The sequence below is a fragment of the Chromatiaceae bacterium genome (genome assembly GCA_016714645.1).
In the GTDB taxonomy this organism is placed as follows: domain Bacteria; phylum Pseudomonadota; class Gammaproteobacteria; order Chromatiales; family Chromatiaceae; genus M0108.
Window position 1 is genome coordinate 682508 of record JADKCI010000002.1, and the last position, 24299, is coordinate 706806.

The following is a 24299-nucleotide window of genomic DNA, read 5'->3' on the forward strand; positions in this document are numbered from 1 at the left end:
TCGGCGGGCACCAGGCCCCTCTTGACCCTGGCTCGGTTGCCCACCATCGCCTGTCCATGCACCACCAGGAGCGAAGGGTGGGCTAATACCAAAGGCATGTTGCTAAGTGTTACCTGCTTGGTAACTCGATCCTGGATCAGGGGAGAGGCTCGTCATTGCTGGGCCGGGGAAGCACCACGAGGTACCAATCCAGGTACCACTAAGGGACGCGATTGAGGTACTTTGGGGCGAATGATGCGCCTACTTGCGCATCTAACTTATTGAATTTTGGTGGGCCGTCAGGGATTTGAACCCCGGACCAAGGGATTATGAGTTCCCGAAAAATCGAAAAAATCTCATTCATCGGTGTTCAATTACGTCATAAGTTTCTGATCCTTCGTTCTTACTACCGGCTTGCGTATGGGGATGAATACACTAGAATACACTCTAGTCCGTCCCGATTCCGTCCCAGCCATTCAAGCCCAAACCAAGGGATCAGTTGATGAATAAACCCGCCCACGATTCCATTCCGTCCCAAAACGACCGTCGCCAGAACCCTCCGGTTAAGTTGACCGATACCCGCATCACCAATTGGAAGCCGGAACGGGATGATGAGTACCTGAAGGACACCGAGAGCAAGCTCCAAGTCCGGGGGCGACTGTCGGGGTCAAAGACCTTCTATTTCCGGTCTAACCTGCGCTATCAGACCATCAAGATACAGATCGGGGAGTATGGCCCGGTCAAGCTGCCCGACGCCCGCGACAAGGCGATCATCTGGCAAGGCTGGATCGAGGAGGGCAAGGACCCCCGGGAGGTCATGAAGGAACAGGATCGGGAACGCGCCGCCGCCGTTGCCGCCAAGCTCGCCGCCGAACAAGCCGCCGCCCTGGAAGCCGCCCGGCGGGAAATCACGGCGCTGGAGGTCTGGCAGGTCTACATCGCCGCCCGCACCCCGAAGTGGAGCGCCAGCACCATCCACGATCATGCCCGGACCAGCCAGGAGGGGGGCAAGCCCATCACCCGGGGCCGGCGCAGTGGTCCCGAGCCGTTCACCCAGCCGGGTATCCTTCGCCCCCTGCTGCGGTTGCCCCTCACCCAACTCACCGCCGACCGGGTTGCCGCCTGGTTGAAGATCGAGGCCGCCCGTCGCCCGACCCAGGCCGCCCTGGCGTATCGCCTGTTGCGTGGCTTCCTCAACTGGTGCGCGTCCCATCCCGACTATGCCGGCTCGACCCAGCAAGACGTTTGTGGGGCGCGGTCGGTACGGGAGGAGGTCCCGCGCAAGCGCGCCAAGGATGACGTACTGCAACGGGAGCAACTCAAGGCATGGTTCGCGAAGGTCCGGCAGATACCCAATCCCATCATCGCCACCTTTCTGCAAATCTCCCTGCTGACCGGCGCCAGGCGGGAGGAGTTGCTCGAACTGAAGTGGGCGGACGTGAATTTCCAGTGGAAGACCCTGCACATCGCCGACAAGGTGGAGGAGGGCGGTCGGACGCTCCCGCTTACCCCCTACTGTCTGGCCCTGTTGCGCGAGTTGCAGGCCCGCAACGCGACCCCGCCGCCGCTGCCCCGGAGCCTGCGCCCCAAGGAGGCCGCCGCCCGGCCCGCGTGGCAACCCTCGCCCTGGGTCTTCGCCAGCCCCACCGCCGCCTCTGGCCGGCTTCAGGACCCCCGTATCCAGCACAAGGCCGCCTGTGAAGCGGCGGGTATCGAGGGCTTGACCATTCACGGCCTGCGTCGATCCTTCGGCACCCTCTCGGAATGGGTGGAGTGTCCGGTAGGGGTGGCGGCGCAGATTATGGGCCACAAGCCCAGCGCCACCGCCGAGAAGCACTATCGCCGCCGCCCGGTGGACCTGCTGCGCTTGTGGCATACCAAGATCGAGGGATGGGTTCTGGAGCAGGCAGACATCACCCAGCCCCAAACCGAGCAAGCGCCCGTGCTGCGGGCGGTCGGCTGAGACGTTTTGCCGGGCCTAGGTTGGCCCCCGAAAAGGCGGAACCCTTCACCGCCCTGGCCCGGCACCTTCTTTGAAGGCGGCGCCCGAAGGAGTGCGCAACGATGACTACCGATCAAACCGATCCCTGGTTGAAAAAAAGCGTCTGGGACGTGAGCGCCGCCGTGGCGCTACTGCTGGGACTTCGGCCAGATGAACCAGATGGATACGGGTTCATCTACATTGACGTGCCCCCCTACCGCCCCATCGCATCCATCGTTGGCGACGACAGGGTTGAGGTCTGCCTTGAATGCGGCACCAAGCATAAGTACGCGGTGGAGTGTCCCAAATGCGGGTATGTCTATCCGCATCGCATTGACTGGCACCAGCGCATGAAGGAAATCCGCGTGATTGCCTTTGAGGATATTCGCGCTGGGATACTGCACCATCTCGGTGATGATGATGATCCACTTGTCGCCCCCCGAGACTTTTGCCAGTGGGCGATCTGGCGGGGGTATGCGGTTCCCGCCTCCTGGCGAATAGCCTTTCTGGATGATCCCGCGCCAATGGCGCAACTGGCTACAGAACCAGAGCCCAAGGAACAGGGCCAAGTTGCCACAACCATGACCGCCAATCCCTCTCGGGTGACGAAATCCAAGCGCATGGTCGCCTGGATGGCCGAGATGTGGGAGCGACGGGTTGATATTGCTGGCATCTATCCTCAGCCTACTGCGCTACAGACGATGGACTGGCTCAAAAAACATGGATCAGAAGACGTGTTCCCAAGAGGCCAGAAAAATCGAAACTCGCTGCAATGGATTACTGCCTTTGGCGAAGTAAAATCGGTGTCGAAAAAGAGGGTTGATAACGTCCTCTCTGAGTGGCGCACGGCGGGTCTGCTTCCGACTGAAAAAAAGATTCCCGCCTAGATTCCCGCCTACATTCCCGATTCCCGCCTGATTCTCAGGTGGGAACATAGCCCGATTCCGACTGCATACAGTTAGCCCCGTTAGCGGCACCGCCGCGTCACCGGGACAACTGATATGCAACCCAACGACCAACCCTCTCCGCCCCTGCGCGGCTATTCCACCAATGAACTCGCGGGGCTCTTTAAGGTAGTCCCGCACACGATCCGCGTGTCCGTGTCGGCGCGCGGTCAGTATATGGGCCTGATACCGACCAAGCTACCCAATGGGCGGCTCTGGTTTGATGCGCAACAGGCCGATGCCATCGCATTGGGCAAGGTGGCCTAAATGAAAAAAACGCCCGCCACCCCCGAAGGAATGACGAGCGCCGCGACCTCGGCTTCTGATTCTGCATCCACTATTACCATTCCGGTATCCAAAGCCGGTCATTACATCATCACCCTGCCGATTGCCAGCATCCAAATTGGCAACCGTTTCCGTCAGGATCACGGCGATCTTGACGCCCTGGCCGCCAGCATCAAGGAACTTGGCCTGCTGCAACCGATTGGTGTGGACAAGGAGCACCGCCTCATCTTCGGTGAACGTCGCCTACGCGCCCATCAGTATCTTGGCCTGGAGACGATCCAGGCCCGGATCATTGCCGTGGACAGCTTGATGGCGGAACACGCCGAGAATGAGGTTCGTAAGGACTTCACAGCCAGCGAGCGCGTGGCTATCGCCGTGGCCATCGAGGAGAAGATCGGCAAACGCCAAGGACAACGCAACGATAAAGCACCTGCTAGGGGACTTCAGGAAAATTTTCCTGAAGTGGGAGCCACCCCGAGCGAGCGTCAAACCCGCGCAATCGCCGCCAGAGCCTCGGGCTTCGGCAACGAGACAACCTACCTTCAAGCAAAGTCCGTCGTCACCCATGCCGAGCCCGAACTTGTGGCCGCCATGGACCGGGGCGACATCGCTGTCTCCACCGCCGCACAACTTGCCAAGGCCGAGCCCGAGGTGCAACAAGAAGCAGCCAGCCAGCCAAACACCGCGTCCAAGCTGGCCAAGGAGGCCGCGCCCAAGAAGACGACCCATCCGTCCACGGCCAAGCTGATGGGCAACATCCTGGCGGGCCTGCCGCTCCTCAACGCGGGGCAGACCATGATCGTCCTCCGGGATGCCCTGGCGGTGCTGGAGAAGCGCCCGGCTCAACTTAGCACCAGCGACGCGGCAACCATCGCAGGTAATTTGCGGCGGGCTTTGACGTGGCTGGTGGCGCGGTTCCCTAAGCTGGCAGATGAGAAAGGGGGAGAAAATGCGTAACTCCTCAATCCTCAAAAGCCGCTTCTTTATCGCCGGCACCGGACGGCGACTCATTCGCGTTCACGGGCACCGGGTGGCTTTGGCGGCTGTGTACCTGACCGCCTGTCCCCATTCCCACATGTCGGGTATCTACTACCTGCCCGTTGGCACGGCGGCTGATGAACTCGGGATCACGAGTGAGGAGTTCCTGTCCATCGTCGGCGTTCTGGAGCGTGAAAGGTTCTGCCAGTACGACCGTGAGACGAGTGTCATGTTCGTGCTGACCATGCTAGCCCATCAGGTATCGCGAGACTGGAAAGCAGGCGACAAGCGCATCCGCACGATTGAAGGGCACCTAGGGGCCCTGCCCAACAGCGAACTGATTGCCCTGTTTCGCCACCGCTACCGGATGCCAGAAGGGGCATCCGATGGGGCATGGCAAGGGGCATCCGATGGGGCATCCGATGGGGGATGCCATGCCGGCCCTAATCCTCTTCCTGCTCCTACTCCTCCTCCTGTCCCTCCCCACCCCCAGACAGCCCCCCCTGCGGATTTTCCGCCGCAAGACGAAAACGGGCTGGACCTGCCAGGGGGTGTGGCATGAACCAGACCGAGAAGTACCTAGTCCATCTGTTCCACGACGCTGGAATGGTGGAACTGTGCCACATGGAAGATCGGCGCCTGGACATCAGCCACCATCGGGACGTCCGGTCTTTTCTGGCGGCGGCACGAGCACGTCATGCGCCCGGCAACCTTTTTACGACGCTGAACAAGATCGACCCGGGAAAGTGGAAAGCCTACGCGGAGGAGCGCAGGCAGGCAGACCCTACGAAATGTCCCCGGACCCCGGATAGCTGCGTTACTCGTTACGCCCGGCTCTTTTTCGACCTTGACCCTGATCGCCCAACAGGCCAGTCGAGCACGACGGAAGAACTCGTCGCTGCCGAGACTCGCGCCCGGGGCCTGCTGGCGAAGTTGACGGCTCTGGGTTGGCCCGCGCCGCTGCTGGCCATGTCTGGCAACGGCTGGCATTTGCAGTACCGCACCGCCCTTCCGAACAACGCGGAGACGGCGGCGATGTTGAAGACGATCTATGCGGGCCTGGCGTCAGAATTTGATGACGACGAAGTGCTATTCGACCGCAGCGTTCGCAACCCGGCCCGGCTCTGCGCCTTGTACGGGAGCATCAAGCGCAAGGGCATCCATCGCGACGAGCGCCCCCATCGGAAATCCCGCTGCGTCATCCCGGATCCCTGGTTACAGGTGCATCCGCGCCAGGTGGCGGGGCTGGCCAACTTCTACGCCGCGCAATCTCCCGCGCCCATGGCCCCAGGAGCCCCTACGCGGCCCGCTACGGCCTTGGCGCCGGGTGGCAAGGGCGACTATGCCACCCTAGACGTGGTGGCCTGGTTCGCTGCCCACACGGTCTATGTCGGGCGGCTGGGGGATCGCGTCCATGGGGTGAAATGTCCCTGGACTGCGGAACACTCCTCACCCAGCCCTGAAAACGGAGGCGATACCGTCATCTTCGAGAGCGATGGCGGCTGGCCCGGCTTCAGTTGCAAGCATAGCCACTGCACCGACCGCGACATCCGCGAAGTGATGACCCTATGGGGCGACGCCGATGACTTTTGCGGATCGGCCTTCGTCCCCGCACGGAGGGCTGGCTGATGTTCAAGCCGCATCCATTTCAAGAGCAAATCATTACCGACCTGAGACTCGGGTATGGCGCGGGCCATCTGAACCAAGTGCTTGCATTGGGAACAGGCGGGGGCAAGACGATCATCGCCGCCCTCCTGGGCCAACGCGCCGCGACCAAGGGGAAGACGTTACTTTTCATCGTCCATACCATCGAGTTGGCAGGCCAGGCCGTCGACGCGTTCGTGGCGACGGGGTTGCGGGTCGGCATCCTGCGCGGAGACGAGACGAACTACAGCTCGAACGATGACGTGGTGGTGGCGTCCATTCAGACGATCCGCTCCCGGTCGGCGCCGGACTGGGTGGACATCTGCATCATCGACGAGGTGCACATCCTGCACGCGGAGCACATCCGCTTGATTTCCGACTGGGCCGAAAAGGCGTTTATCGGACTCAGCGCCACCCCGATGAGGAAGGGCCTGGGCCAGCACTTCACCAACCTGGTGCGGGGCCCCACCATCGCGGAACTCACTGAGGGCGGATTCCTGGTCCCCGTGCGGGCCTTCGCTCCCCAGGCCGATAGCATCCTCGCCGCCCTGGAGGGGGTCGCCTGCGGCACGACCACGGCGGGTTTTGATTACAAAGAGCAGGCCCTTGGTACGGCGATGAACCGCAAGGAGTTGGTGGGCGACATCGTTAAGACCTGGCAGGAACGGGGCGAGGATCGGCCCACCCTCTGCTTCGCGGTCAACATCGCCCACTCGAAAAGCATCCGGGACGACTTCCTCGCGGCTGGGGTCCAGGCCGCTCACCTGGACGCCTATACCGACGCCAGCGAGCGGCGGGACATCATCGCCGGCTTCAAGGCGGGTGACATCAAGCTGCTTACGTCGGTCAACGTCTTGGGTATTGGCTTCAACGTCCCCGACGCCGCCTGCCTGATCCTGGCCCGGCCTACCCTTAGCTTGGCTCTTCATATTCAACAGTGCGGACGTGGCCTGCGCACTGCCGAGGGCAAAAGCGACTGCATCGTCTTGGATCACAGCGGAAATTGCCTCAAGCACGGCCTCCCTCACCACTTCGAGGTCCCTGACCTGGATATGGGCGACAAGGAAGACCCCGCCAAGCGCAAGAAGAAGGAAAGACCGCCCTTCGTTGCTTGCACCGAGTGCGGCGGCATCATGTCCCGCGAGGAAATTACCTGTCCCCACTGCGGCCTGGATCGACCTGGACGCATGAACCGGGTCAGCTACCTGGACGGGGTACTTGTCGAGTATGGCGAGGACGAGAAGGACCAGGAGGCAGGCAGGCAGGAATCCCCCATTGCCTTCTACCAGGCCGCGCTGGGCTGGCTGCTGGCTCGTGATAAGAACCCGAATGCGGCCTACTACTTGACCCAAGACCGCCACCCGGGTTGTAAGCCGCCCTATTCCTGGCGCGACCTGCCGCCCATCGAGCCTAGCCCCGAGCAACAGCGATGGATCGCCAATCGCCGCCGTTACCAAGGTATTCGCCGCGCCCATAGCCCCGCCTGGAGGTCCGCATGACTGCCGAGGAACTGCACCAGAACCTGATCGCGGCGGGCTTCACCTTGCGGGCCGAGGGCGGGGTGCTGCGGGTTTCGCCGGCTTCCCGAGTCGGTCAGGGGCTCCAACGCCTGATCCGCCAGCACAAGGCCCACCTGCTGCACCTGGTCACCCAGCCCGAGCCCCCAGCCCTCACCGTCGAGGAGATCGCGGACATCGCGGAGGCCATCGAGGAGAGGAGCGCGATCCGGGAATTCGACGCGGGCGAGGATCGCCAGACCGCCGAGGCCAAGGCCACCAGCGCGATGAAGGTTTTTCGTCTGCTGGTTGCGATGGGCGAAGGCGAGGAACCGAAGTGGGTGGTCATGCTCGCCCCCGGCGCTGATCTGATCGAGGCAGAGTGGAGCGCCCGTCTGAAATTCCCCGGGCGCCTGCTGGCCATCCTGCAGCACGACATCTTGCCGGCCTCCGAGGCCGATGCCACCACCCCAATTCTTATCACCAACGACAGGACGCAGAGATGACCGCTGACATCACCACCAGCCGTGCCACCACACTACGGGACCAGTTCGCCATGTCGGCCCTCGCCGGGATGTTGGCGGGCGATCCCAACTATCCGCCGACTTGGGAGGAGGCCGCAGCCGCTGCCTACCTCGCCGCCGACGCCATGCTCGCCGCCCGTACACCCCAGCGGCGGACGACGCAGCGTGACTGATTACCCCGTGAAGGTTCTGGGTGGGCTGCCGTGCCTTGCGCGGGTTACCCACTACGCCCCCTTCCGCCCCGCCACCTGGTCCGCCCCCGCCGAGGGTCACGAGGTCGAGTTCGAGATTCTGGATCGCAGAGGCATGCCGGCGCCGTGGCTTGAGCGGCGACTGACGCCGCAGGACTTGGCAGAGATTGAAGGCGAGTTGTTGACGCGATGTTTTACAGATTGGAGCGAGAGATGAGTACGAGAGCGCAATTCCTGGCCGAGCGCCTGACCTGTTTGGGCGGGTCGGACATCGGTGTCATTGTCGGGGTGAATCGTTGGAAAACCCCCTTCCAGTTGTGGGCGGAAAAGACGGGGCGCCGCGTGGATGACGCCGACAGCTTGCCGATGCGGTTCGGGACCCATAACGAGGTGTTTGTCGCCAGCGAATACACCAAGGCCACCGGGCGCCGGGTCGAGCGGTTTAACGCCATGCTGCGCCACCCGACCGCGCCGATTGGGGGGCACATCGACCGGCTGGTGATCCCCGAGGGTAAATCCCGCGCCGCCGTGCGGGGCCGGATCGTGACCGACCGGGGCTTAGAGTGCAAGACCGCTTCCGCTTATGCCTTGGGTCGGGATTCGGAGTGGGGGCCGGATGGAAGCGATCAGGTTCCAGAATCCTACCTGCTTCAAACCGCCACCTACCAGGCCCTCACCGGCTGCCCCTTTTGGGACCTGGCCGCCCTCATCGGCAATGCCGAGTTGCGCGTCTATGAACTGCGCCGTGACTTGGAACTGGAGGAGGGTGTCATCGAGATCGCATCGAAATGGTGGCGCGACCATGTGGTCGCGGATGTGCCCCCCGACCCGGTAACCGAGGCCGAGGCGCGGCAACGGTGGCAACGGCACGAGGCAGGTAGGCTCCTGGAACTGGACGCCGACGGCGCCGCCTTGGTGAGCGCCTTCGCCGCCGCCAAGGCCAAGGTGACTGCTGCCGAGGCTGAGGTGCAGGGTATCAAGGATCGACTGATCCCCCTGCTGGCGGACGCGGACGGGGTGACCTACCAGGGCGCTCCTCTCGCCACTTACCGGGCGAACAAAGCAAGCGTCCTCGTCGATTGGCGGGGGCTCTCCTCGCGGTTGATCGAGGACCTGGATGAAGAAACCCGCGCCGTTTGGCTACAGGATTTTACCGAAACCCGACCCGGCCCGCGTGTGCTGCGCTTGGCCCGTAACCTGGAGGCTTGAGCATCATGACGACGAACAACGCAACAACCGCGCTGGCGGTCATCACCGACAAGCTCGCCGCCCGGTTCAGCCTGGGTGACGCGGTGGGCGCCGACCTGGTGCAGACTTTGAAGCAGACGGCCTTTAGGGGCCCCGTGTCCGATGCGCAGATGACCGCCCTGCTGGTGGTTGCCAGTCAGCACGGGCTCAACCCCTGGACCCGGGAAATCTACGCCTTCCCGGATCGCCAGAACGGTATCGTCCCCGTGGTCGGGGTGGACGGCTGGGCGCGGATCATTAACGAGCACCCGATGTTCGACGGCATGGACTTTGAACAGGATAGCGAGTCCTGTACCTGCATCATCCACCGTAAGGACCGCGCCCACCCGGCCAAGGTGACGGAGTGGCTGGCGGAGTGTCGCCGCAATACCCAGCCCTGGCAGTCGCACCCGCGCCGGATGTTGAGACATAAGGCCATGATTCAAGCCGCCCGGCTGGCCTTCGGTTACGGCGGCATCTTCGACCCGGACGAAGCGGAGCGGATCGTCGAGCGCGAGATGGGGCCGGCTGAAGTAGTGACGGACCCCGCGCTGTCGCGTACCGAGTCCCTCAAGGCCAAGCTGGCGGGGCGGCTGCGGCCCCGGGAGGCTATCGCGGAGGCCGAGGTATTGCCCCCGGTCGGTAGCGCCCTCACGGCCCGGCTGGCGGCGCTGGGGATCCCGGTCCAGCGGTCCCGGGCTGCGGTCATGCGCCGGTTTCCCGTGCGCTATGAAGCGGTGGCGGCCATCGACCTAGATGCCTTGGACGAGGATGTGGCGGCATGGGTGGAGAGCCAGCTTCCCCGTTGGGCCGAAGCGGTGCAGGCGGAGACGCCACCACCAGCCCCCGGTACGGTGGACGGGAGCGGTGCTGATTGGGGTGACGGCTTCGGCGGCGAGGTGGCGGTATGAGTGCACTACGTCTGGTGGAAACCCGTGGCCAGCAAGCCTGGACGACGAGTGAGATCGTGGCCGCGGGGTGTGAACTGTCCCATCGCGTCGTGATCCGCCTGGTCCGCAAGTATCGAGCGGACTTTGAGGAGCTGGGCCGTCTGAACTTTGAAAGTTCAAAGGGTGAGGCGCTGCCGCAAGGTGGGTACGCCAAACCCACCGAGTACGCCGTCCTCAGCGAAGATCATGCGACCTACCTGATAACGCTCTTCAGGAACTCGCCCATCGTGCGCCGCTTCAAGCTGGCACTGGTCAAGGCATTCCGTCGCGCCCTGAACCAGATCAGCCGGGATTTCGCCAGCCCACCGCGCCGGAACATCCTGACCGCCAAGCGCCAGGCTAACCGGCCCATGCTTGACGCCCTGGTGGAAGCCCGGGAGGAAGCAGGCAAGACGACGGACGAACGGCATTTTATGTGCGAGTCCCGGCTGTGCAACTGGGCCTTGACCGGGCGGTTCGAGAAGCTGGACGAGCGGACCCTGGGCAACGCCGATGCTGTCTTGCTGGAGCAGGTTCGGGATCGGAATCGCTCGCTGCTGGTCGCTGGCCTGGATTACGCCAGCCGCAAGGACCGGCTCCGCGCCTTCGCGCTGCGTCAACGGACGCGGTTGATCGCGGCGGGCGCGGATGCGCAGTCAACGCGGGTAAAACGCCTTGCTGGATAAGGTTTACCGGGTGGGAGGTGATAATATGACCACCGTGGTTAGGGTTGCGGGGCGCTGGACATGATTCTTGGTATTGATCCGGGCCTGGATGGCGCCCTGGTGCTGCTGGATGACGACGGCGAGCAGATTGCCCTGCTGGCGGATATGCCGACGACGGCGAACGGGCAGGGCAAGCGGGCGGTGAATGGTCCTCTGCTGGCGGATGTGGTCCGGGAGGCCCTCGCCGCCAGTGACGTAGCGGGGACGCGGCTGGAAGCGGTAGTCGAGGCGGTCGGAGCCCGTCCGGGGCAGGGGGTGACATCTATGTTCTCCTTCGGCCAGAGCTTCGGGACCCTGCTGGGGGTCCTGGCGGCACTCGGTGTTCGTCATCGACTGGTGACGCCCGCCGCCTGGAAACGTCAGGCCAAGCTGACGGGCCAGGACAAGGACGCGGCCCGGCAACTGGCTCTGCGCTTGTGGCCGGAGCGGTCGGGGGACTTCCAGCGCAAGGGCGATGTGGGTCGGGCGGATGCGAGTCTGATCGCGTTCTTTGGGCGGCTGGCCTGATCCTGACCGGAACAGGAAAGATCAAAGGGGGGGGCGATGGCACGATTCAAGCCTGGCCAGTCCGGGAATCCGGCAGGAAGGCCGAAGGGCGATGTGACCCAGTACAAGCTGCGGGCGGCACTCGGAGCTGACCTGGAGCAAATCATCGCCGTGGTCAGGGATCGGGCGTTGGCGGGGGACATGGGCGCGGTGCGGCTGATCCTGGATCGCACCATCGGCCCCATTCGCGCCACCGATTCGCCCGTGGTCCTGCCCTTGACCGGCACCCCGGGCGAGGACGCCCGGACCATCGCCCAAGCGGCAGGCCGAGGGGAAATATCTCCTGGCACGGCGCAACAACTGATGGGCGCCGTTGCCTCTCAGGCTCGGGTGCTGGAAACGGCGGAACTGCTGGCCCGCATCGAGGCCCTGGAGGCCGGCCTTGCCGTCCCTGCTGCACAGGCGTCTTGACGCCCTGGAGGCGAGCATGGGGGCTGGGGTTAGCCTGGCCATCGGTAAGACTTGCCTCCTCTGCGGCGCCCATGTCGCCCTGGACGATGCTGCACCCTGCCCGGATCATCGACCCTTGCGGGAAGCGACCCAGACGCTCATCGTGACCTTCGTTGCCCCGGATGCCTGACGCCATCACTCGCCGCGCCGTGCTGAACGCCTTCCAGGAGTTGCCTGAGGGGGTTGGCATCACAACGCTGGGCCTGGCCTGGCTGTGCGGCTGTCCGGGCGAGCATCGGGTGCGGGCGGCGGTGTCCTGGCTGTGTCTGGGGGGGCTGGTGGAGCTGGCGGGGGATCATTGGCGCCGGGATTGTCGGGGTCGGGCCTATCGGGCGCGGCTGTATCGCTGGACGGGGCGGGCGGAAATTCGCCGGGTGGCTCAAGACCCGGAGGCCCGTCGGTTCGAGCGGGATCAAGCCAGCGACGACTGCGCCGCCCTGGCTCTGGCCTGGTTGTCTCGACCGCCACCGGGGCAAGTCCGCTGAATCATCGGTCCCGTCAGAGGCCCTAGAAGGCCCGTGGCGCAATCGACCCGGTAAGCCATAGGCAGGCCGGGCTTAGCCCCCGCCCGTGTCGTGGTGACGGGCTGGTAAGGTGGTGACGCTATGACACCGACTGAAAGGCAAACGGAGGAACAACGTTAAACCCCGCCCATCGCGGGAGGTTGACACCCGCCAGACAACGGGGAGAAGATGGAGCCGTCCGCCGGGAGACTGCGAATCCCCCGACGGCAAAGCCCGACCGCTTACACGGCCCGGCACCGGCAGGAATTATCATAGCCCATCCACGGGCACCCTTGCGCATCCTGCCTCTACCGCCCCGAGCGGTCGGTCATCCATCTACCTGGAGACCGATCCATGACTACCGCCACTTCCCCCCTCGACAAGCCCCTCTGCCTGCTGGATGTTGTAAACGAGCTCGACGAACTCCTCCCGCAGCTTGAGTTTTGCGCCCATGGCATCGCCAAGACTGAGATAGGGACGGGCACCGGGGCCTGTTACATCCTGCTGGGTATTTACGACCGCCTGAAAGGCTTGAGAGCGGCGGCTTACCTGTCCGTCCGTAACGGACGAGATGAGGAGCCACGCCATGTCTGAGCCCATAACCCTGGATCGCGTTATCTCCCGTGCGGCCCGGAGTGTCGCCTTTCGTTACACCGAAGCCGCCCGGAAAGCGCCCGATGACCATCCCGCCTTGCTGGCCTACGGGACGCTGGCGCTGGGGGCGGCGATGATGTGCCAGGCTATCGACCGGGAGATGGGGGTATCAACGCCTGGTGGCCGGTTGCTGAGAAGCTGCGCCGAAACACTGCGTGTCCTCTCCCAGCAACCCGGCGACCATAGCCAGGCCATTGATGCCCTCCTCCTGCAGCTGATGGAATCGTTGTACGTCGAACAGGGCTGGCCGCTGACTGACGAAGACGACGCCGAGGAGGTCACCCATGTCTGACACCCTCGCCCCACATGACCGAGCCTTTGCAGCTTGCAACACTTCAACCTACCAACACCACGACGGAGCAGGCGGATGAGTACCCTGGAGTTTCAGAGCGAGATCAAGCGCCATTGGAAGAAGTGGCTGCCGAAGAAGTGGCGGGCGCTGGTCGAGGCGGGGACGGTCGAGGAGGAGACGCTGGCCGTGGCGCAGATGGCGCAACAGGAGAAGCTGTCGCTGATGCAGGCGGGTTACCCGGAGACGGCGGCGGACGAGGTGGTGAGGGCGGAATACATCCTCCTCAAGCCGGAGTAACGGCCCGGAAGCCCCGCGTCAGACGGACGGGGGGTGGCCGCGGGAAGCGGGGTTTTTTTTGCCTCACGCCCTGGCTGGCCTTCCTTCTGGTCCATTCCGCCGCGCGCGCTATACCGGGACGCCCTGGAATTTCTCGCTACCCTCTAGGCGGGTAACGCCAAAGTCGCGTTACCAGAAAGCCCGGTCGCGGAAGCTGGCGGTCGGGGTGCAGGCCCGGGACGGCATCATCGGCGCCGCCTTCGATTGCTGGCGGCACGATCAGAACAAACCATGGTCCTGAAGGTCGGTCAGGGGCGGGTGCAAACTGGTCCGTCCCAATTCCGTCCCAAGAGCCCTATAAACACAAAAGGCCAGAGGTTTAATCTGGCCTAAGTGCTTGTTTTTATGGTGGGCCGTCAGGGATTTGAACCCCGGACCAAGGGATTATGAGTCCCCTGCTCTAACCGCTGAGCTAACGGCCCTGAAAGGGAGATGTCGTAGTTTGCCTAACCCTCGTTGTCGAGGAAGCTCCTGAGTTTGTCGGAGCGGGTGGGGTGGCGGAGTTTCCGCAGGGCCTTGGCCTCAATCTGGCGGATGCGTTCGCGGGTGACGTCAAATTGCTTACCGACCTCTTCCAGGGTGTGGTCGGTGTTCATGTCGATGCCGAAGCGCATGCGCAGAACCTTGGCCTCGCGGGAGGTGAGGCTGGCGAGCATGTTTTGGGTGGCCTCGCGCAGGCCCTCGATGGTGGCGGATTCGACGGGGGATACGACGCCGGAATCCTCAATGAAGTCACCCAGATGCGAATCCTCGTCATCGCCAATGGGGGTCTCCATGGAGATGGGTTCCTTGGCGATCTTGAGGACCTTGCGCACCTTATCCTCGGGCATTTCCATGCGCACGGCCAACTCCTCGGGGGTGGCCTCGCGTCCCATTTCCTGAATCATCTGGCGCGAGACGCGGTTGAGTTTGTTGATGGTCTCGATCATGTGCACCGGGATGCGGATGGTGCGCGCCTGGTCGGCGATGGAACGGGTGATGGCCTGGCGAATCCACCAGGTGGCATAGGTCGAAAATTTGTAGCCGCGCCGGTACTCGAACTTGTCCACCGCCTTCATGAGGCCGATGTTGCCTTCCTGAATGAGATCAAGGAACTGCAGGCCGCGGTTGGTATATTTTTTGGCGATGGAGATGACCAGGCGCAGGTTGGCCTCGACCATTTCCTTTTTGGCGCGGCGGGCCTTGGCCTCGCCAATGGACATTTTGCGATTGACTTCCTTGATCTCGCTGACCGTAAGGAAGTTCTCGCGCTCCACCTCCTGGAGGCGGCGCTGGGCGCGACGAATGTCCTGGGCATGGCCGGCGAGGGCAGCGGCGTAGGGCTGACCGCCGGTGAGTTGCCCTTCGAGCCAATCGGGGTTTGTCTCGTGCTCCGGGAAGGTGTCGATAAAGGCCTTGCGTGGCATGCCGGAGGTCTCAACGGCCAGGCCCATGATGAAACGCTCTTGGGCGCGGATTCGCTCGATAGTGGCGCGCAGGGTCTCGGCGAGTTCCTGGAAAATATTGGCGACCAGTTTGAACTGGAGAAAGACCTCGGAGACCTCTTCCATGGCCTGGCGGGTGCGGTCGTCCATGCGGCCGTATTGTTCCAGGCACGTCTTGAGGTAGAGGTAACGATCGCGCATCAACTGGACGCGGCGGGCGACCTCCTCTGGGTCCGGACCTGTGTCCGTGGCGGCGACCTCTTCTGCTTCCTCTTCGTGATGCTCGTCCACAGCCTCGGGGTGCTCGTCTTCGGCATGGACTTCTTCCACGGGCGGCGGGGCAACGACGACCACGACCGGGACGGGGATGGGTTCCTCGGTGTCCGTGAAGCCGGAGATGGCGTCGGACAACCGCATGTCATCCCGGGCGACGCGGTCGAAAATTTCCAGGAGGCGTTCGATGCTGCGCGGGTACATGGAGAGGGCGGCGAGGACCTGATTGAGGCCTTCCTCGATGCGCTTGGCAATCTTGAGTTCGCCTTCGCGGGTCAGCAACTCGACGGTGCCCATCTCGCGCATGTACATGCGAACGGGATCGGTGGTGCGGCCGAATTCGGAATCGACGCTGGCTAGCGCGGCGGCGGCGGCCTCGGCGGCGTCGTCATCGGAGACGGCCGAGTCGCTAAGGGTCGAGTCGAGCTCCGCGGGCGCGGTCTCATGCACCTCGATCCCCATGTCGTTAATCATGCGGACGATGTCTTCGATCTGCTCGGGCTCGACGATGCCCTCGGGCAGATGGTCATTGACCTCGGAGTAGGTCAGATAGCCCTGCTCCTTGCCTCTCGTTATCAGTTGCTTCAGCTGTGACTGTTGCTGCTGCTGTTGATCCATGCGGGGCACCCTGGTTTTTGGGGGAGGCTAGAGGTTTTGGTCGCTCGGATGGGGCCAAAAAGACAGCCGGAAATCATAACAGAATCCGACTCATCATCACCAACAAATATCATGGGCTAGGGGCCGGACAAGAGGTGGTGAAGGTGGAGGCATGGGTACGGCATCCGATGTACTCAAAATAGACGTTCGGGGCGATTTTCCAAGTCTTCTGGCGAACTTGTTTTGCCGGGAGCATGATATCGGCCCTGCCGGGGGCAAGGGGCAGATCCTGGCGATGACGGATGCCGAGCCCTACCGCTGCCGCGCTAGCCTCGATTCGGCTGAACGGCCTGGCGCAGGGCGGCCTTTTCCTCCTCTGTCCATTCTCCGGGGCTGGCGCGGTTGAAGAGGTTGCCGCTGCGGGTGGTGAGGGCTTCCTGGTTGAGGCGCTGGATGGCGCCGGTGAGTTCGGGCTCCAGGCCTTCGGTGGGGATGTGGGCCAGCAGGCGGGGATCGGACAATTGCATCAGGATCTTGAAGTCGTCCTCATCCCGCCAGCGCTCCAACAGGGCGGCGCTGGTGAGAGCCGGTTGGGAGGCGAGGGTGGCGATGACCCGTTCCAGCAGCCGGATGCCGGGGTTGTCCAGATGGTGCCAATCCTGGCCAAGGCCGTCCAGGGCGCTGGACAATTCCGGGTGTTGGATCAGCAGGGCAATGGCGAGGCGGAGGGGGCTGGTGGCGGGACGGTGCCCGAGGTTGGCGCTCGCATGGCGGCGGCTGGCGGCGCCCGTCCCGGGTGGGCGACGGCGGGTGCCGGTGTCGAGGGGGGGCAGGGCGACGCCGACGAGGCGGGTCAGACGGTCGCGCAGCAGGTCGCGTAGCAGGCCCGGGGGCAGGCTAGCCAGCAGGGGGGTGACGCGGGAGCCGAGGCGGGCGCGGCCATCCAGGCTGGCGAGGTCAATACCCTTCGACAGATGCTCGAAGAGGAAGTCGGAGAGGGGTTTGGCCTGGCGGAGCCGATGTTCTAAGGCCTCGCGACCTTCCTTACGCACCAGGGTATCCGGGTCCTCGCCCTCGGGGAGGAAGAGGAAGCGGATCTCCTGCTGGCCGCTGGCCTGGGGCAGGCAGGTCTCCAGGGCCTTCCAGGCGGCTTCACGGCCGGCGCGGTCGCCATCGAAGCAGAAGACAAGTTCCGGCGCCTGGGGGAGCAGCAGGCGCAGGTGGTCCGGGGTGGTGGCGGTACCCAGGGTCGCCACGGCATAGTCGATGCCAAATTGGGCCAGGGCGATGACGTCCAGGTAGCCCTCCACCACCAGCAGGCGCTCCGGCTGGCGGTGGACCTTGAGGGCCTCGTGCAGACCATAGAGCTCCCGGCCCTTGTGGAAGATGGGTGTCTCTGGGGAATTCAGGTATTTAGGTTTGCCATCGCCCAGGATCCGGCCGCCAAAGCCGATGATCCGCCCCCGGCGGTCGCGGATGGGGAAGATGACGCGGTCGCGGAAGCGGTCATAAACCTTGCCATCCTGATTGATGACCAGACCGGCCTGGAGCAGGTGTTCGCGTTCCGATTCGGCGCGACCCAGGCGGCCGAGGAGGAAATCCCAGTCTGGTGGGGCATAACCCAGTCCGAAGGCCAAGGCGATCTTACCGCTCAGGCCGCGCCTCTTGAGGTAGTCCACCGCCCGTGTCGCCTGGGGGTGTTGGCGCAGTTGCTGTTGGTAAAGCCGGGCGGCCTGCTCCATGACGACATAGAGAGGGCGGGTATCGGGGCCCTTGAGCGGCGCGGCGCCCCCCTCGACGGGAACCACCAGGCCGGCGGCGCGCGCCAATTCCTCAACGGCCTCGCTGAACTCTTGGTGCTCGAATTCCATGAGGAAGCCAATGGCAGTGCCGTGGGCTCCGCAGCCGAAGCAGTGATAGAACTGCTTGTCGGCGCTGACGGTGAAGGAGGGGGTCTTCTCGTCGTGGAAGGGACAACAGGCCTGATAATCCTTGCCGGCCTTGCGTAGCGGCACGCGCCGGTTGATCAGCTCGACGATATCGCTGCGCGCGATGAGTTCATCAATGAATTCGTGAGGAATTCTGCCAGCCATGGGACCTCAGCGAGCAGAAGGGGGAAGGCTGGCCCCCGAATGGGCGGGATTTACCTTCAGGAGCCCAGGCGCTGCTTGACCAGGGCGCTGACGGCGCCGACGTCGGCCCGGCCCTGGACCTGGGGCTTGAGGAGGGCCATGACCTTGCCCATGTCCTTTTGGGAGAGGGCCCCCGCCGCGGCGACGGCCGCCTCGATCAGGGCGGCGATTTCGTCATCGCTCAGGGCGGTTGGCAGGTATTCCTGGCAGACGCCAATCTCGTAGCGCTCTTGTTCCGCCAGATCCTCGCGCTTGGCCGCCTCGTATTGGGTAATGGAGTCGCGGCGCTGCTTGAGCATCTTGTCCAGCACCGCGAGCACCTGGGTGTCGTCCAGTTCGATGCGCTCGTCCACCTCGCGCTGCTTGATAGCGGCGTTGATGAGCCGAATGATGCCCAGCCGACGCTTTTCGCCCGCCTTCATGGCGGTCTTCATGTCCTCGACGAGGCGCTGCTTGAGCATGGCGTTGGGCTTCTGGATCGGAACGGGATCTGGGCTAGGCTGGGGGATCTAAGGGGACTAGCTTAGAAGGTGCGTTCCCAGCGGCGGGTTTCGCGCTGCAGTTTCTTGTGGTGACGTTTGACCGCGGCGGCCTTGCGACGCTTGCGCTCGGAGGTGGGCTTCTCGTAAAACTCGCGACGGCGGACCTCGGCCAGGACGCCGGCCTTCTCGCAGGAGCGCTTGAAGCGGCGCATGGCAACTTCAAAGGGTTCATTTTCCTTAACGCGGACGCTGGGCATAAAACATTTATCCTATCGTTTTCTGGTTAGGGCTCGCTAGAGCTGAAGATTTGGAAAGACGCGAAATTCTAACTGATCGCAACGGGGACATGCAAAGCTCATTCGCGCTCTGGGGCCAATTAGCCGTACCATGAACTCTTTACCTCTCTTGCCAGGGCCAGATAGACAGCCATGCGGGTATTAGGCATCGAAACCTCCTGCGACGAGACCGGGATCGCCGTTTACGAAGGCGGGCGCGGCATGCTGGCCCATGCTGTTTATAGCCAGATCGAGATCCACGCCCGTTATGGCGGGGTGGTGCCGGAATTGGCCTCCCGTGATCATGTGCGCAAGACCCTGCCCATGATCCGGCAGGTGCTGGACGAGGCGGGCCTGGCCAAGCGGGATATCCACGGGGTGGCCTTTACCGCCGGTCCGGGCTTGATCGGGGCCCTGATGGTGGGGGCAGCCCTGGGCCGGAGCCTGGCCTGGGCCTGGGGCGTGCCGGCGATTGGGGTGCATCACATGGAGGGCCATCTGCTCGCCCCCTTGCTGGAGGAACCCGCGCCGGAATTTCCCTTCGTGGCCCTGCTGGTCTCCGGTGGTCACACCCAGTTGGTGGCGGTGGCGGGCATTGGCCGCTACCAACTGCTGGGCGAGTCCCTGGATGATGCCGCCGGCGAGGCCTTCGACAAGACCGCCAAGATCCTCGGTTTGCCTTACCCCGGGGGCCCGGCCCTGGCGGCGCTGGCGGAGCAGGGCGATCCGGGGCGTTACCGCTTTCCCCGGCCCATGACCGACCGGCCCGGCCTGGATTTTAGCTTTAGCGGGCTCAAGACTTTCGCCCTCAATACCTGGCGTGAAGAACAGGCGGCGCGCCCCGACCGGGAGCAGACCCGGGCCGATATCGCCCGCGCCTTTGAGGAGGCGGTCGTGGACACCCTGGCGGTCAAGTGCCGGCGGGCGGTGCGTCAGACCGGCTTCCCGCGCCTGGTCCTGGCCGGTGGCGTCAGTGCCAACCGGCGGCTACGCGCCACCATGGATGGGGCCCTAGTCAAGGAGGGCGCGCGGGCCTTCTATCCCCGCCCCGCCTTTTGTACGGACAATGGGGCCATGATCGCCTTCGCGGGCTGGCATCGGCTCCAGGCGGGGCAAAGCGAGCCCCTATCCTTCGCCCCGCGGGCGCGTTGGGATATGGCGGGACTGGCCCCGCTGTGAGACCGGTGGGGGCCCTGCCGTCGAGCCGGTAGCGCTATCCGGGAGTCGGGTGAAGGGGGAGGGCGTTAGTCCGAGCCATTCTCTTCGGCGCCGATCCGGCCCTCGGCCCCCGAGAGCATATTCTGGATGTTGCTTTTATGACGCCAGAAGAGGATCAGGCTGATCAGGATCTGCATGGCGATGAGCCAGGGGTCGTCCCAGAGCACCCAGAGGATGAAGGGGGCGAGCGCCATGGAGATGAGGGCGGAAAGGGAGGAGATCTTCAACACCTTGGCGACGAACAGCCAGAGGGATGCCACGGCGAGGCCGAGCGGCCAGTAGAGCCCAAACTGGACGCCGAGGGCGGTGGCCACGCCCTTGCCGCCGCGGAAACCGAAAAAGACGGGGAAGAGGTGGCCGAGGAAGGCCGCGAGCCCCACCGCGGCCAGCGCGGCGGTGCCTAGCCCCAGGGCATGGCCCACCAGGAGGGGGATCAGGCCCTTGAGGCTGTCGCCCAGCAGGGTGATGGCGGCCGCCTTCTTGCCACCAATCCGCAGCACATTGGTGGCACCGGGGTTGTTCGAGCCCTGGGTGCGCGGGTCCGGCAAGTCCATCAGATGGCAGACGATGATGGCGCTGGAGATCGAGCCCAGCAGGTAGGCGGCGAGGATCAGGAGGGCGGCGGTGATCATGGGCCACATTGGAAACCCAATCGGCTAGGCGGTCAAGCCAATGCCAAGCCTTGGGTGGCACACCTGGGCGGGGTTTGCTAACCTTCCGGCGCCGGTTTCATGCCTGATACGCTCGTCCTGGCACGCGAATTCGCCAACCCGCGCCCCACAATTATCGGGATAACCCACCATGTCACGCCCCCTGCCGCCCAGCGACTCCCTGCCCTATGCCCTCTACACCGCCGCGCAGGTCCGGGCCCTGGACCAGGCGGCCATTGCCAGCGGTATGCCCGGTGGGGCCTTGATGGCCCGGGCGGGGGAGGCGGCCTATCGACTGCTTCGCGCCAGATGGCCAGAGGCGCGCCGGATCACCCTCCTGTGCGGAGCGGGCAATAATGGCGGCGATGGCTATGTGCTGGCGCGTCTCGCCCGCGCGGATGGCCTGGATGTGACTCTGTTCCAATTAGGCGATGTTAGCCGATTAGGGGCGGATGCCGAGGGGATGCTGGAGACCTGGCTCGGCATGGGTGGCAGGCTGGAGGCCTTTCAGGAGCTGCCCAGGCGCTCGGATGTCATTGTGGACGCCCTCCTCGGCATTGGCCTTGAGCGCCCGGTCGAGGGTGAGTGGGCGCGGGCGGTGCGGGCGGTTAACGCCCAGCGCACCCCGGTCCTAGCCATCGATATCCCCACCGGGTTGCACGCCGATACCGGCCGGGTGCTGGGCACGGCCATCCGGGCCGCGGCCACCCTGTCCTTCATCGGTCTCAAGCAGGGGCTCTTTACGGGGGCCGGTCCCGATTGTTGCGGAGACATCTATTTCGATGGCCTGGGGGTGCCGGCGGCCATCTTCGCGCGCGAGATCCTTGCCGCGCGGCGCCTGGATTGGGCCAAGGTGTCCGACCAGGTTGCACCCCGGCGCCGCGACGCCCACAAAGGCGATTTCGGCCATGTGCTGGTGGTGGGGGGCGCCCCGGGTTTCAGTGGCGCGGCGCGGCTGGCGGGGGAGGGGGCCCTGCGGGCTGGCGCGGGGCTGGTCTCGGTGGCGACCCATCCGGCTCACGCCGCCTATCTCAATGTGGGCCGTCCGGAACTCATGGTCCGGGGTATGGTTGACCCGCGGGAGCTGTCACCCTTGCTGGAGCGGGCCAGCGCGGTGGCCATTGGCCCTGGCCTCGGTCGGGAACCCTGGGGTGTCGGTCTTATCGAGCGGGTGCTGGCGGCGGGCAAGCCCCTGGTGATGGATGCGGATGCCTTGAACTGGCTGGCCGAGGCGCGGCTGCGTCGTGATGATTGGGTGCTGACGCCACACCCCGGCGAGGCGGCATGGCTGCTGGGCTGTAGCGCCGCCGAGGTCCAGGCGGATCGCTTCTCCGCCCTCCGTCACCTGCAAGACCTTTATGGGGGGACCATCGTCCTCAAGGGCGCGGGGACCCTGGTGCTGGGTCCCTCCCCGCGTCCCCCGGGCGTCTGTTCCCAGGGCAATCCCGGCATGGCCTCCGGGGGGAGCGGGGATGTGCTGACGGGCATGATTGCCGCCTTGCTGGGGCGGGGTCTCGATCCCGAGAATGCGGCGGAGGCGGCGGTCTGCCTGCACGCGGCGGCGGGCGACAGGGCGGCGGCCGAGGGCGAGCAAGGGCTGCTGGCGACGGACCTGATCGAGGCTATACGCCCCACCCTTAATGCTGCGGTGACCCGGCCATGAAGCTCGCCATCCAGGGCGAGGCGTCCCAAGAGGCCTTGGGTGGGAAGCTGGCCCCCCTGTTGCGCCCCCCTCTGATTGTCTATCTGGAAGGGGACCTGGGCACGGGCAAGACCACCCTCACCCGCGGCATCCTGCGCGGGCTGGGTCATGGTGGCGCGGTGCGCAGCCCGACCTACACCCTGCTGGAGCCCTACGATCTGGGCCCCCTGCGCCTGTACCACCTGGACCTCTATCGGCTGGGCGACCCGGAAGAACTGGAGTACCTGGGTTTTCGCGATCTCCTGGATCGGGATAGCCTCCTCTTCGTCGAATGGCCGCAAAGGGGTAGCGGCGCCCTGCCACCGCCAGACCTGGAAATCCGGCTGGACTATCAGGGTCCTGGCCGGACCCTGGACCTGATTCCTCGTAGCCCGGCGGGCGAGGAACTGATCAGGGCCTTGGCGGCATCTCCTGGATTAGAGGGTGAGGCCATTACCCTAACAACCTAATAGGGAATTGGTTTGGTTGGAAAGGGCTCTAGTGCTATCTTTAGGAAGGATTCTTCCCTGGGTAATGCTTAATTTTTGGGTTGCGATGTCGAGACTGATTGCCATTTTCCTGCTCCTGTTGCCCTTGTCCGCTCTGACCGCTCCCGTGGAGATTCAGGGGGCGCGGCTCTGGATCGCGCCTGACCAGACTCAGTTAGTCATCGACGCGGACCGCGCCTTTGAGCACAAGATATTCCCGGTCTCGGCTCCGGACCGGCTCATCATCGATATCCCCGAGGGCCGGGTGACCGGCAAGCTCCCCCTGGCGGAGCCCGAGGACCGGCTGGTCAAGGGGGTGCGCAGTGGCGTGCTCGAAAATGGCCAACTGCGGATCGTCATCGATCTCAAGCAGGGGGTGCGTGCCAAGAGCTTTGTCCTGGAACCCAACGAGCGCTATGGGCATCGGCTGGTGGTGGACATGGCGCCCAAGGCCAGTGCGCTTCCGGCGCCGGGGGCCTCGGGGGCAACCGCCGTCAAGCCCGCTGGCCATGGGCGGCGCGATCTCATTATCGCCATTGACCCGGGGCATGGTGGCGAGGACCCCGGGGCCATAGGGGTCAATGGCACCCTTGAAAAGGAGATCACCCTCGCCATTGCCCGTAAGCTGGCGAACCTGATCAATCGGGAGACGGGGATGCGCGCCCAGTTGGTGCGCGACGGGGATTACTACCTGGGCCTTTACAAGCGCATCGAACTGGGGCGCCAATACGGCGCCGATCTCTTCATCTCCATCCATGCCGATGCCAATCAACAGGATCAGGCGGCGGCGGGCTCCTCGGTTTTTGTCCTCTCCAAGGACGGTGCCACCAGTAAGCAGGCCAAGTGGCTCGCTGAAAAGGAGAATGGCGCGGACCGCATCGGTGGCGTCAATGCGATGGACAAGGCCCCGGAATTGTCCAAAATCCTCTGGGAGATGGCCCAGAGCGGGACCATGGAATTTAGTAACCTGGCAGCCCAGGCGGTGCTGTCCAATCTCAGTCAGGTCGGTTTCGTGCATCACGGCAAGGTGCAAAAGGCGGGGTTTGCCGTGCTCAAGGCCCCGGACATCCCGTCGATGCTGGTGGAAACGGCTTTTATCACGAATCCGGAAGAGGAAAAGCGGCTGAACAGCCCAGATTACCAGGCCAAGCTGGCGGGCGCTATAATGGAAGGGGTTAGGGAGTATTTCGCCAATCATCCACCCCCGGGCACCCGCTGGGCCAGCAAGGGTAGCGGTCGCCAGCATGTGATTGGCAAGGGCGACACTCTGGGCCAGATTGCCAAGCAATATGCGGTGAGCGTTTCCTCGCTGCGGAGCCTGAATCGGCTGGAGGATGGCAGTCTGCGTGTCGGCCAGGTGCTGATCATCCCGGAGAGTTGATCCCGCCGGAATGA

General features: G+C 64.2%; 28 protein-coding genes and 1 tRNA gene. 23 read left to right on the forward strand and 6 right to left on the reverse strand.

Going from position 1 to position 24299, the window contains the following annotated elements:
- Positions 1-481 precede the first annotated feature (481 nt).
- The 19 genes from IPN92_10050 (at position 482) to IPN92_10140 (ending at position 13645) form a co-directional block, all read left to right on the forward strand.
- Entirely contained in the window at positions 482-1942 is a 1461-nt protein-coding gene (locus IPN92_10050) for an integrase family protein (protein ID MBK8638601.1), read from the forward strand.
- Between the two features lie 101 nt (positions 1943-2043).
- The gene (locus tag IPN92_10055; GenBank protein MBK8638602.1) at positions 2044-2847 is read left to right on the forward strand and encodes a hypothetical protein; all 804 of its coding nucleotides are present in this window, start codon (positions 2044-2046) and stop codon (positions 2845-2847) included.
- Positions 2848-2961: 114 nt separating this feature from the next.
- Positions 2962-3171, forward strand: coding sequence for a hypothetical protein (locus tag IPN92_10060; protein MBK8638603.1), 210 nt, complete (start codon positions 2962-2964; stop codon positions 3169-3171).
- Positions 3172-4146, forward strand: coding sequence for a ParB N-terminal domain-containing protein (locus IPN92_10065; protein MBK8638604.1), 975 nt, complete (start codon positions 3172-3174; stop codon positions 4144-4146).
- Positions 4139-4729 carry a hypothetical protein gene (locus IPN92_10070; protein MBK8638605.1) on the forward strand — a complete coding sequence of 197 codons (591 nt, stop codon included), beginning with the start codon at positions 4139-4141 and terminating at the stop codon, positions 4727-4729. The genes IPN92_10065 and IPN92_10070 overlap by 8 nt, the downstream gene beginning before the upstream one ends.
- Positions 4726-5796: a hypothetical protein gene (locus IPN92_10075; GenBank protein ID MBK8638606.1), complete on the forward strand. Its 1071-nt coding sequence runs from the start codon at positions 4726-4728 to the stop codon at positions 5794-5796. Before IPN92_10070 ends, IPN92_10075 begins: the two co-directional genes overlap by 4 nt.
- Entirely contained in the window at positions 5796-7310 is a 1515-nt protein-coding gene (locus tag IPN92_10080) for a DEAD/DEAH box helicase (protein MBK8638607.1), read from the forward strand. The genes IPN92_10075 and IPN92_10080 overlap by 1 nt, the downstream gene beginning before the upstream one ends.
- Positions 7307-7813 carry a hypothetical protein gene (locus IPN92_10085; GenBank protein ID MBK8638608.1) on the forward strand — a complete coding sequence of 169 codons (507 nt, stop codon included), beginning with the start codon at positions 7307-7309 and terminating at the stop codon, positions 7811-7813. The genes IPN92_10080 and IPN92_10085 overlap by 4 nt, the downstream gene beginning before the upstream one ends.
- Positions 7810-8004 carry a hypothetical protein gene (locus IPN92_10090; GenBank protein ID MBK8638609.1) on the forward strand — a complete coding sequence of 65 codons (195 nt, stop codon included), beginning with the start codon at positions 7810-7812 and terminating at the stop codon, positions 8002-8004. The genes IPN92_10085 and IPN92_10090 overlap by 4 nt, the downstream gene beginning before the upstream one ends.
- Before the next feature lie 231 nt (positions 8005-8235).
- Entirely contained in the window at positions 8236-9231 is a 996-nt protein-coding gene (locus tag IPN92_10095; GenBank protein ID MBK8638610.1) for a YqaJ viral recombinase family protein, read from the forward strand.
- A gap of 5 nt (positions 9232-9236) precedes the next feature.
- The gene (bet, locus tag IPN92_10100) at positions 9237-10160 is read left to right on the forward strand and encodes a phage recombination protein Bet (GenBank protein MBK8638611.1); all 924 of its coding nucleotides are present in this window, start codon (positions 9237-9239) and stop codon (positions 10158-10160) included.
- Entirely contained in the window at positions 10157-10864 is a 708-nt protein-coding gene (locus IPN92_10105; protein ID MBK8638612.1) for a Rha family transcriptional regulator, read from the forward strand. The genes bet and IPN92_10105 overlap by 4 nt, the downstream gene beginning before the upstream one ends.
- A gap of 54 nt (positions 10865-10918) precedes the next feature.
- A complete protein-coding gene (locus IPN92_10110; protein MBK8638613.1) occupies positions 10919-11410 on the forward strand; it encodes a hypothetical protein in 492 nt (163 codons plus the stop codon).
- Between the two features lie 36 nt (positions 11411-11446).
- Entirely contained in the window at positions 11447-11860 is a 414-nt protein-coding gene (locus IPN92_10115) for a hypothetical protein (GenBank protein ID MBK8638614.1), read from the forward strand.
- Positions 11832-12029 (forward strand): hypothetical protein, encoded by a 198-nt coding sequence (locus IPN92_10120; GenBank protein ID MBK8638615.1) that lies wholly within the window; start codon positions 11832-11834, stop codon positions 12027-12029. The genes IPN92_10115 and IPN92_10120 overlap by 29 nt, the downstream gene beginning before the upstream one ends.
- Positions 12022-12384 (forward strand): hypothetical protein, encoded by a 363-nt coding sequence (locus IPN92_10125; protein MBK8638616.1) that lies wholly within the window; start codon positions 12022-12024, stop codon positions 12382-12384. Before IPN92_10120 ends, IPN92_10125 begins: the two co-directional genes overlap by 8 nt.
- Positions 12385-12756: 372 nt before the next feature.
- On the forward strand, positions 12757-12996 hold the full coding sequence (locus IPN92_10130; protein ID MBK8638617.1) for a hypothetical protein: 240 nt from the start codon (positions 12757-12759) through the stop codon (positions 12994-12996).
- Positions 12989-13348 (forward strand): hypothetical protein, encoded by a 360-nt coding sequence (locus IPN92_10135; GenBank protein ID MBK8638618.1) that lies wholly within the window; start codon positions 12989-12991, stop codon positions 13346-13348. Before IPN92_10130 ends, IPN92_10135 begins: the two co-directional genes overlap by 8 nt.
- 75 nt (positions 13349-13423) lie before the next feature.
- Positions 13424-13645 (forward strand): hypothetical protein, encoded by a 222-nt coding sequence (locus IPN92_10140; protein ID MBK8638619.1) that lies wholly within the window; start codon positions 13424-13426, stop codon positions 13643-13645.
- A 385-nt stretch (positions 13646-14030) separates the two neighbouring features.
- On the opposite strand, the gene IPN92_10145 is transcribed toward IPN92_10140, so the two are convergent.
- From IPN92_10145 to rpsU, 5 genes are all read right to left on the reverse strand, one after another.
- A tRNA-Ile gene (locus IPN92_10145) sits at positions 14031-14106 on the reverse strand.
- A 24-nt stretch (positions 14107-14130) separates the two neighbouring features.
- Positions 14131-15999 (reverse strand): RNA polymerase sigma factor RpoD, encoded by a 1869-nt coding sequence (rpoD, locus tag IPN92_10150; GenBank protein MBK8638620.1) that lies wholly within the window; start codon positions 15997-15999, stop codon positions 14131-14133.
- Between the two features lie 305 nt (positions 16000-16304).
- The gene (locus IPN92_10155) at positions 16305-18071 is read right to left on the reverse strand and encodes a DNA primase (protein MBK8638621.1); all 1767 of its coding nucleotides are present in this window, start codon (positions 18069-18071) and stop codon (positions 16305-16307) included.
- A 56-nt stretch (positions 18072-18127) separates the two neighbouring features.
- Entirely contained in the window at positions 18128-18571 is a 444-nt protein-coding gene (locus tag IPN92_10160; protein MBK8638622.1) for a GatB/YqeY domain-containing protein, read from the reverse strand.
- Between the two features lie 62 nt (positions 18572-18633).
- A complete protein-coding gene (gene rpsU, locus IPN92_10165) occupies positions 18634-18849 on the reverse strand; it encodes a 30S ribosomal protein S21 (protein MBK8638623.1) in 216 nt (71 codons plus the stop codon).
- A 171-nt stretch (positions 18850-19020) separates the two neighbouring features.
- Here rpsU and tsaD point away from each other — a divergent pair, with 171 nt between their 5' ends.
- Positions 19021-20046: a tRNA (adenosine(37)-N6)-threonylcarbamoyltransferase complex transferase subunit TsaD gene (gene tsaD, locus IPN92_10170; GenBank protein ID MBK8638624.1), complete on the forward strand. Its 1026-nt coding sequence runs from the start codon at positions 19021-19023 to the stop codon at positions 20044-20046.
- Positions 20047-20111: 65 nt separating this feature from the next.
- Here tsaD and plsY read toward each other — a convergent pair whose 3' ends face one another.
- Complete coding sequence (gene plsY / locus IPN92_10175) at positions 20112-20717, reverse strand: glycerol-3-phosphate 1-O-acyltransferase PlsY (protein ID MBK8638625.1); 606 nt, start codon at positions 20715-20717, stop codon at positions 20112-20114.
- Between the two features lie 169 nt (positions 20718-20886).
- Between plsY and IPN92_10180 the strand changes: the two genes are divergently transcribed.
- The 3 genes from IPN92_10180 to IPN92_10190 all read left to right on the forward strand — a co-directional run bounded on the left by IPN92_10180 (position 20887) and on the right by IPN92_10190 (position 24285).
- Positions 20887-22398, forward strand: coding sequence for an NAD(P)H-hydrate dehydratase (locus IPN92_10180; protein ID MBK8638626.1), 1512 nt, complete (start codon positions 20887-20889; stop codon positions 22396-22398).
- A complete protein-coding gene (gene tsaE, locus IPN92_10185) occupies positions 22395-22886 on the forward strand; it encodes a tRNA (adenosine(37)-N6)-threonylcarbamoyltransferase complex ATPase subunit type 1 TsaE (protein ID MBK8638627.1) in 492 nt (163 codons plus the stop codon). Before IPN92_10180 ends, tsaE begins: the two co-directional genes overlap by 4 nt.
- 85 nt (positions 22887-22971) lie before the next feature.
- A complete protein-coding gene (locus tag IPN92_10190) occupies positions 22972-24285 on the forward strand; it encodes an N-acetylmuramoyl-L-alanine amidase (GenBank protein ID MBK8638628.1) in 1314 nt (437 codons plus the stop codon).
- Positions 24286-24299: the final 14 nt, after the last annotated feature.

Excerpts from the sequence above, each read along its gene's own strand:
- IPN92_10050 (MBK8638601.1), top strand. The coding sequence starts at position 482 with ATGAATAAACCCGCCCACGATTCCATTCCGTCCCAAAACGACCGTCGC.
- IPN92_10055 (MBK8638602.1), top strand. The coding sequence starts at position 2,044 with ATGACTACCGATCAAACCGATCCCTGGTTGAAAAAAAGCGTCTGGGAC.
- IPN92_10060 (MBK8638603.1), top strand. The coding sequence starts at position 2,962 with ATGCAACCCAACGACCAACCCTCTCCGCCCCTGCGCGGCTATTCCACC.
- IPN92_10065 (MBK8638604.1), top strand. The coding sequence starts at position 3,172 with ATGAAAAAAACGCCCGCCACCCCCGAAGGAATGACGAGCGCCGCGACC.
- IPN92_10070 (MBK8638605.1), top strand. The coding sequence starts at position 4,139 with ATGCGTAACTCCTCAATCCTCAAAAGCCGCTTCTTTATCGCCGGCACC.
- IPN92_10075 (MBK8638606.1), top strand. The coding sequence starts at position 4,726 with ATGAACCAGACCGAGAAGTACCTAGTCCATCTGTTCCACGACGCTGGA.
- IPN92_10080 (MBK8638607.1), top strand. The coding sequence starts at position 5,796 with ATGTTCAAGCCGCATCCATTTCAAGAGCAAATCATTACCGACCTGAGA.
- IPN92_10085 (MBK8638608.1), top strand. The coding sequence starts at position 7,307 with ATGACTGCCGAGGAACTGCACCAGAACCTGATCGCGGCGGGCTTCACC.
- IPN92_10090 (MBK8638609.1), top strand. The coding sequence starts at position 7,810 with ATGACCGCTGACATCACCACCAGCCGTGCCACCACACTACGGGACCAG.
- IPN92_10095 (MBK8638610.1), top strand. The coding sequence starts at position 8,236 with ATGAGTACGAGAGCGCAATTCCTGGCCGAGCGCCTGACCTGTTTGGGC.
- bet (MBK8638611.1), top strand. The coding sequence starts at position 9,237 with ATGACGACGAACAACGCAACAACCGCGCTGGCGGTCATCACCGACAAG.
- IPN92_10105 (MBK8638612.1), top strand. The coding sequence starts at position 10,157 with ATGAGTGCACTACGTCTGGTGGAAACCCGTGGCCAGCAAGCCTGGACG.
- IPN92_10115 (MBK8638614.1), top strand. The coding sequence starts at position 11,447 with ATGGCACGATTCAAGCCTGGCCAGTCCGGGAATCCGGCAGGAAGGCCG.
- IPN92_10125 (MBK8638616.1), top strand. The coding sequence starts at position 12,022 with ATGCCTGACGCCATCACTCGCCGCGCCGTGCTGAACGCCTTCCAGGAG.
- IPN92_10130 (MBK8638617.1), top strand. The coding sequence starts at position 12,757 with ATGACTACCGCCACTTCCCCCCTCGACAAGCCCCTCTGCCTGCTGGAT.
- IPN92_10135 (MBK8638618.1), top strand. The coding sequence starts at position 12,989 with ATGTCTGAGCCCATAACCCTGGATCGCGTTATCTCCCGTGCGGCCCGG.
- IPN92_10140 (MBK8638619.1), top strand. The coding sequence starts at position 13,424 with ATGAGTACCCTGGAGTTTCAGAGCGAGATCAAGCGCCATTGGAAGAAG.
- rpoD (MBK8638620.1), bottom strand. The coding sequence starts at position 15,999 with ATGGATCAACAGCAGCAGCAACAGTCACAGCTGAAGCAACTGATAACG.
- IPN92_10155 (MBK8638621.1), bottom strand. The coding sequence starts at position 18,071 with ATGGCTGGCAGAATTCCTCACGAATTCATTGATGAACTCATCGCGCGC.
- IPN92_10160 (MBK8638622.1), bottom strand. The coding sequence starts at position 18,571 with ATGCTCAAGCAGCGCCTCGTCGAGGACATGAAGACCGCCATGAAGGCG.
- rpsU (MBK8638623.1), bottom strand. The coding sequence starts at position 18,849 with ATGCCCAGCGTCCGCGTTAAGGAAAATGAACCCTTTGAAGTTGCCATG.
- tsaD (MBK8638624.1), top strand. The coding sequence starts at position 19,021 with ATGCGGGTATTAGGCATCGAAACCTCCTGCGACGAGACCGGGATCGCC.
- plsY (MBK8638625.1), bottom strand. The coding sequence starts at position 20,717 with ATGATCACCGCCGCCCTCCTGATCCTCGCCGCCTACCTGCTGGGCTCG.
- IPN92_10180 (MBK8638626.1), top strand. The coding sequence starts at position 20,887 with ATGTCACGCCCCCTGCCGCCCAGCGACTCCCTGCCCTATGCCCTCTAC.
- tsaE (MBK8638627.1), top strand. The coding sequence starts at position 22,395 with ATGAAGCTCGCCATCCAGGGCGAGGCGTCCCAAGAGGCCTTGGGTGGG.
- IPN92_10190 (MBK8638628.1), top strand. The coding sequence starts at position 22,972 with ATGTCGAGACTGATTGCCATTTTCCTGCTCCTGTTGCCCTTGTCCGCT.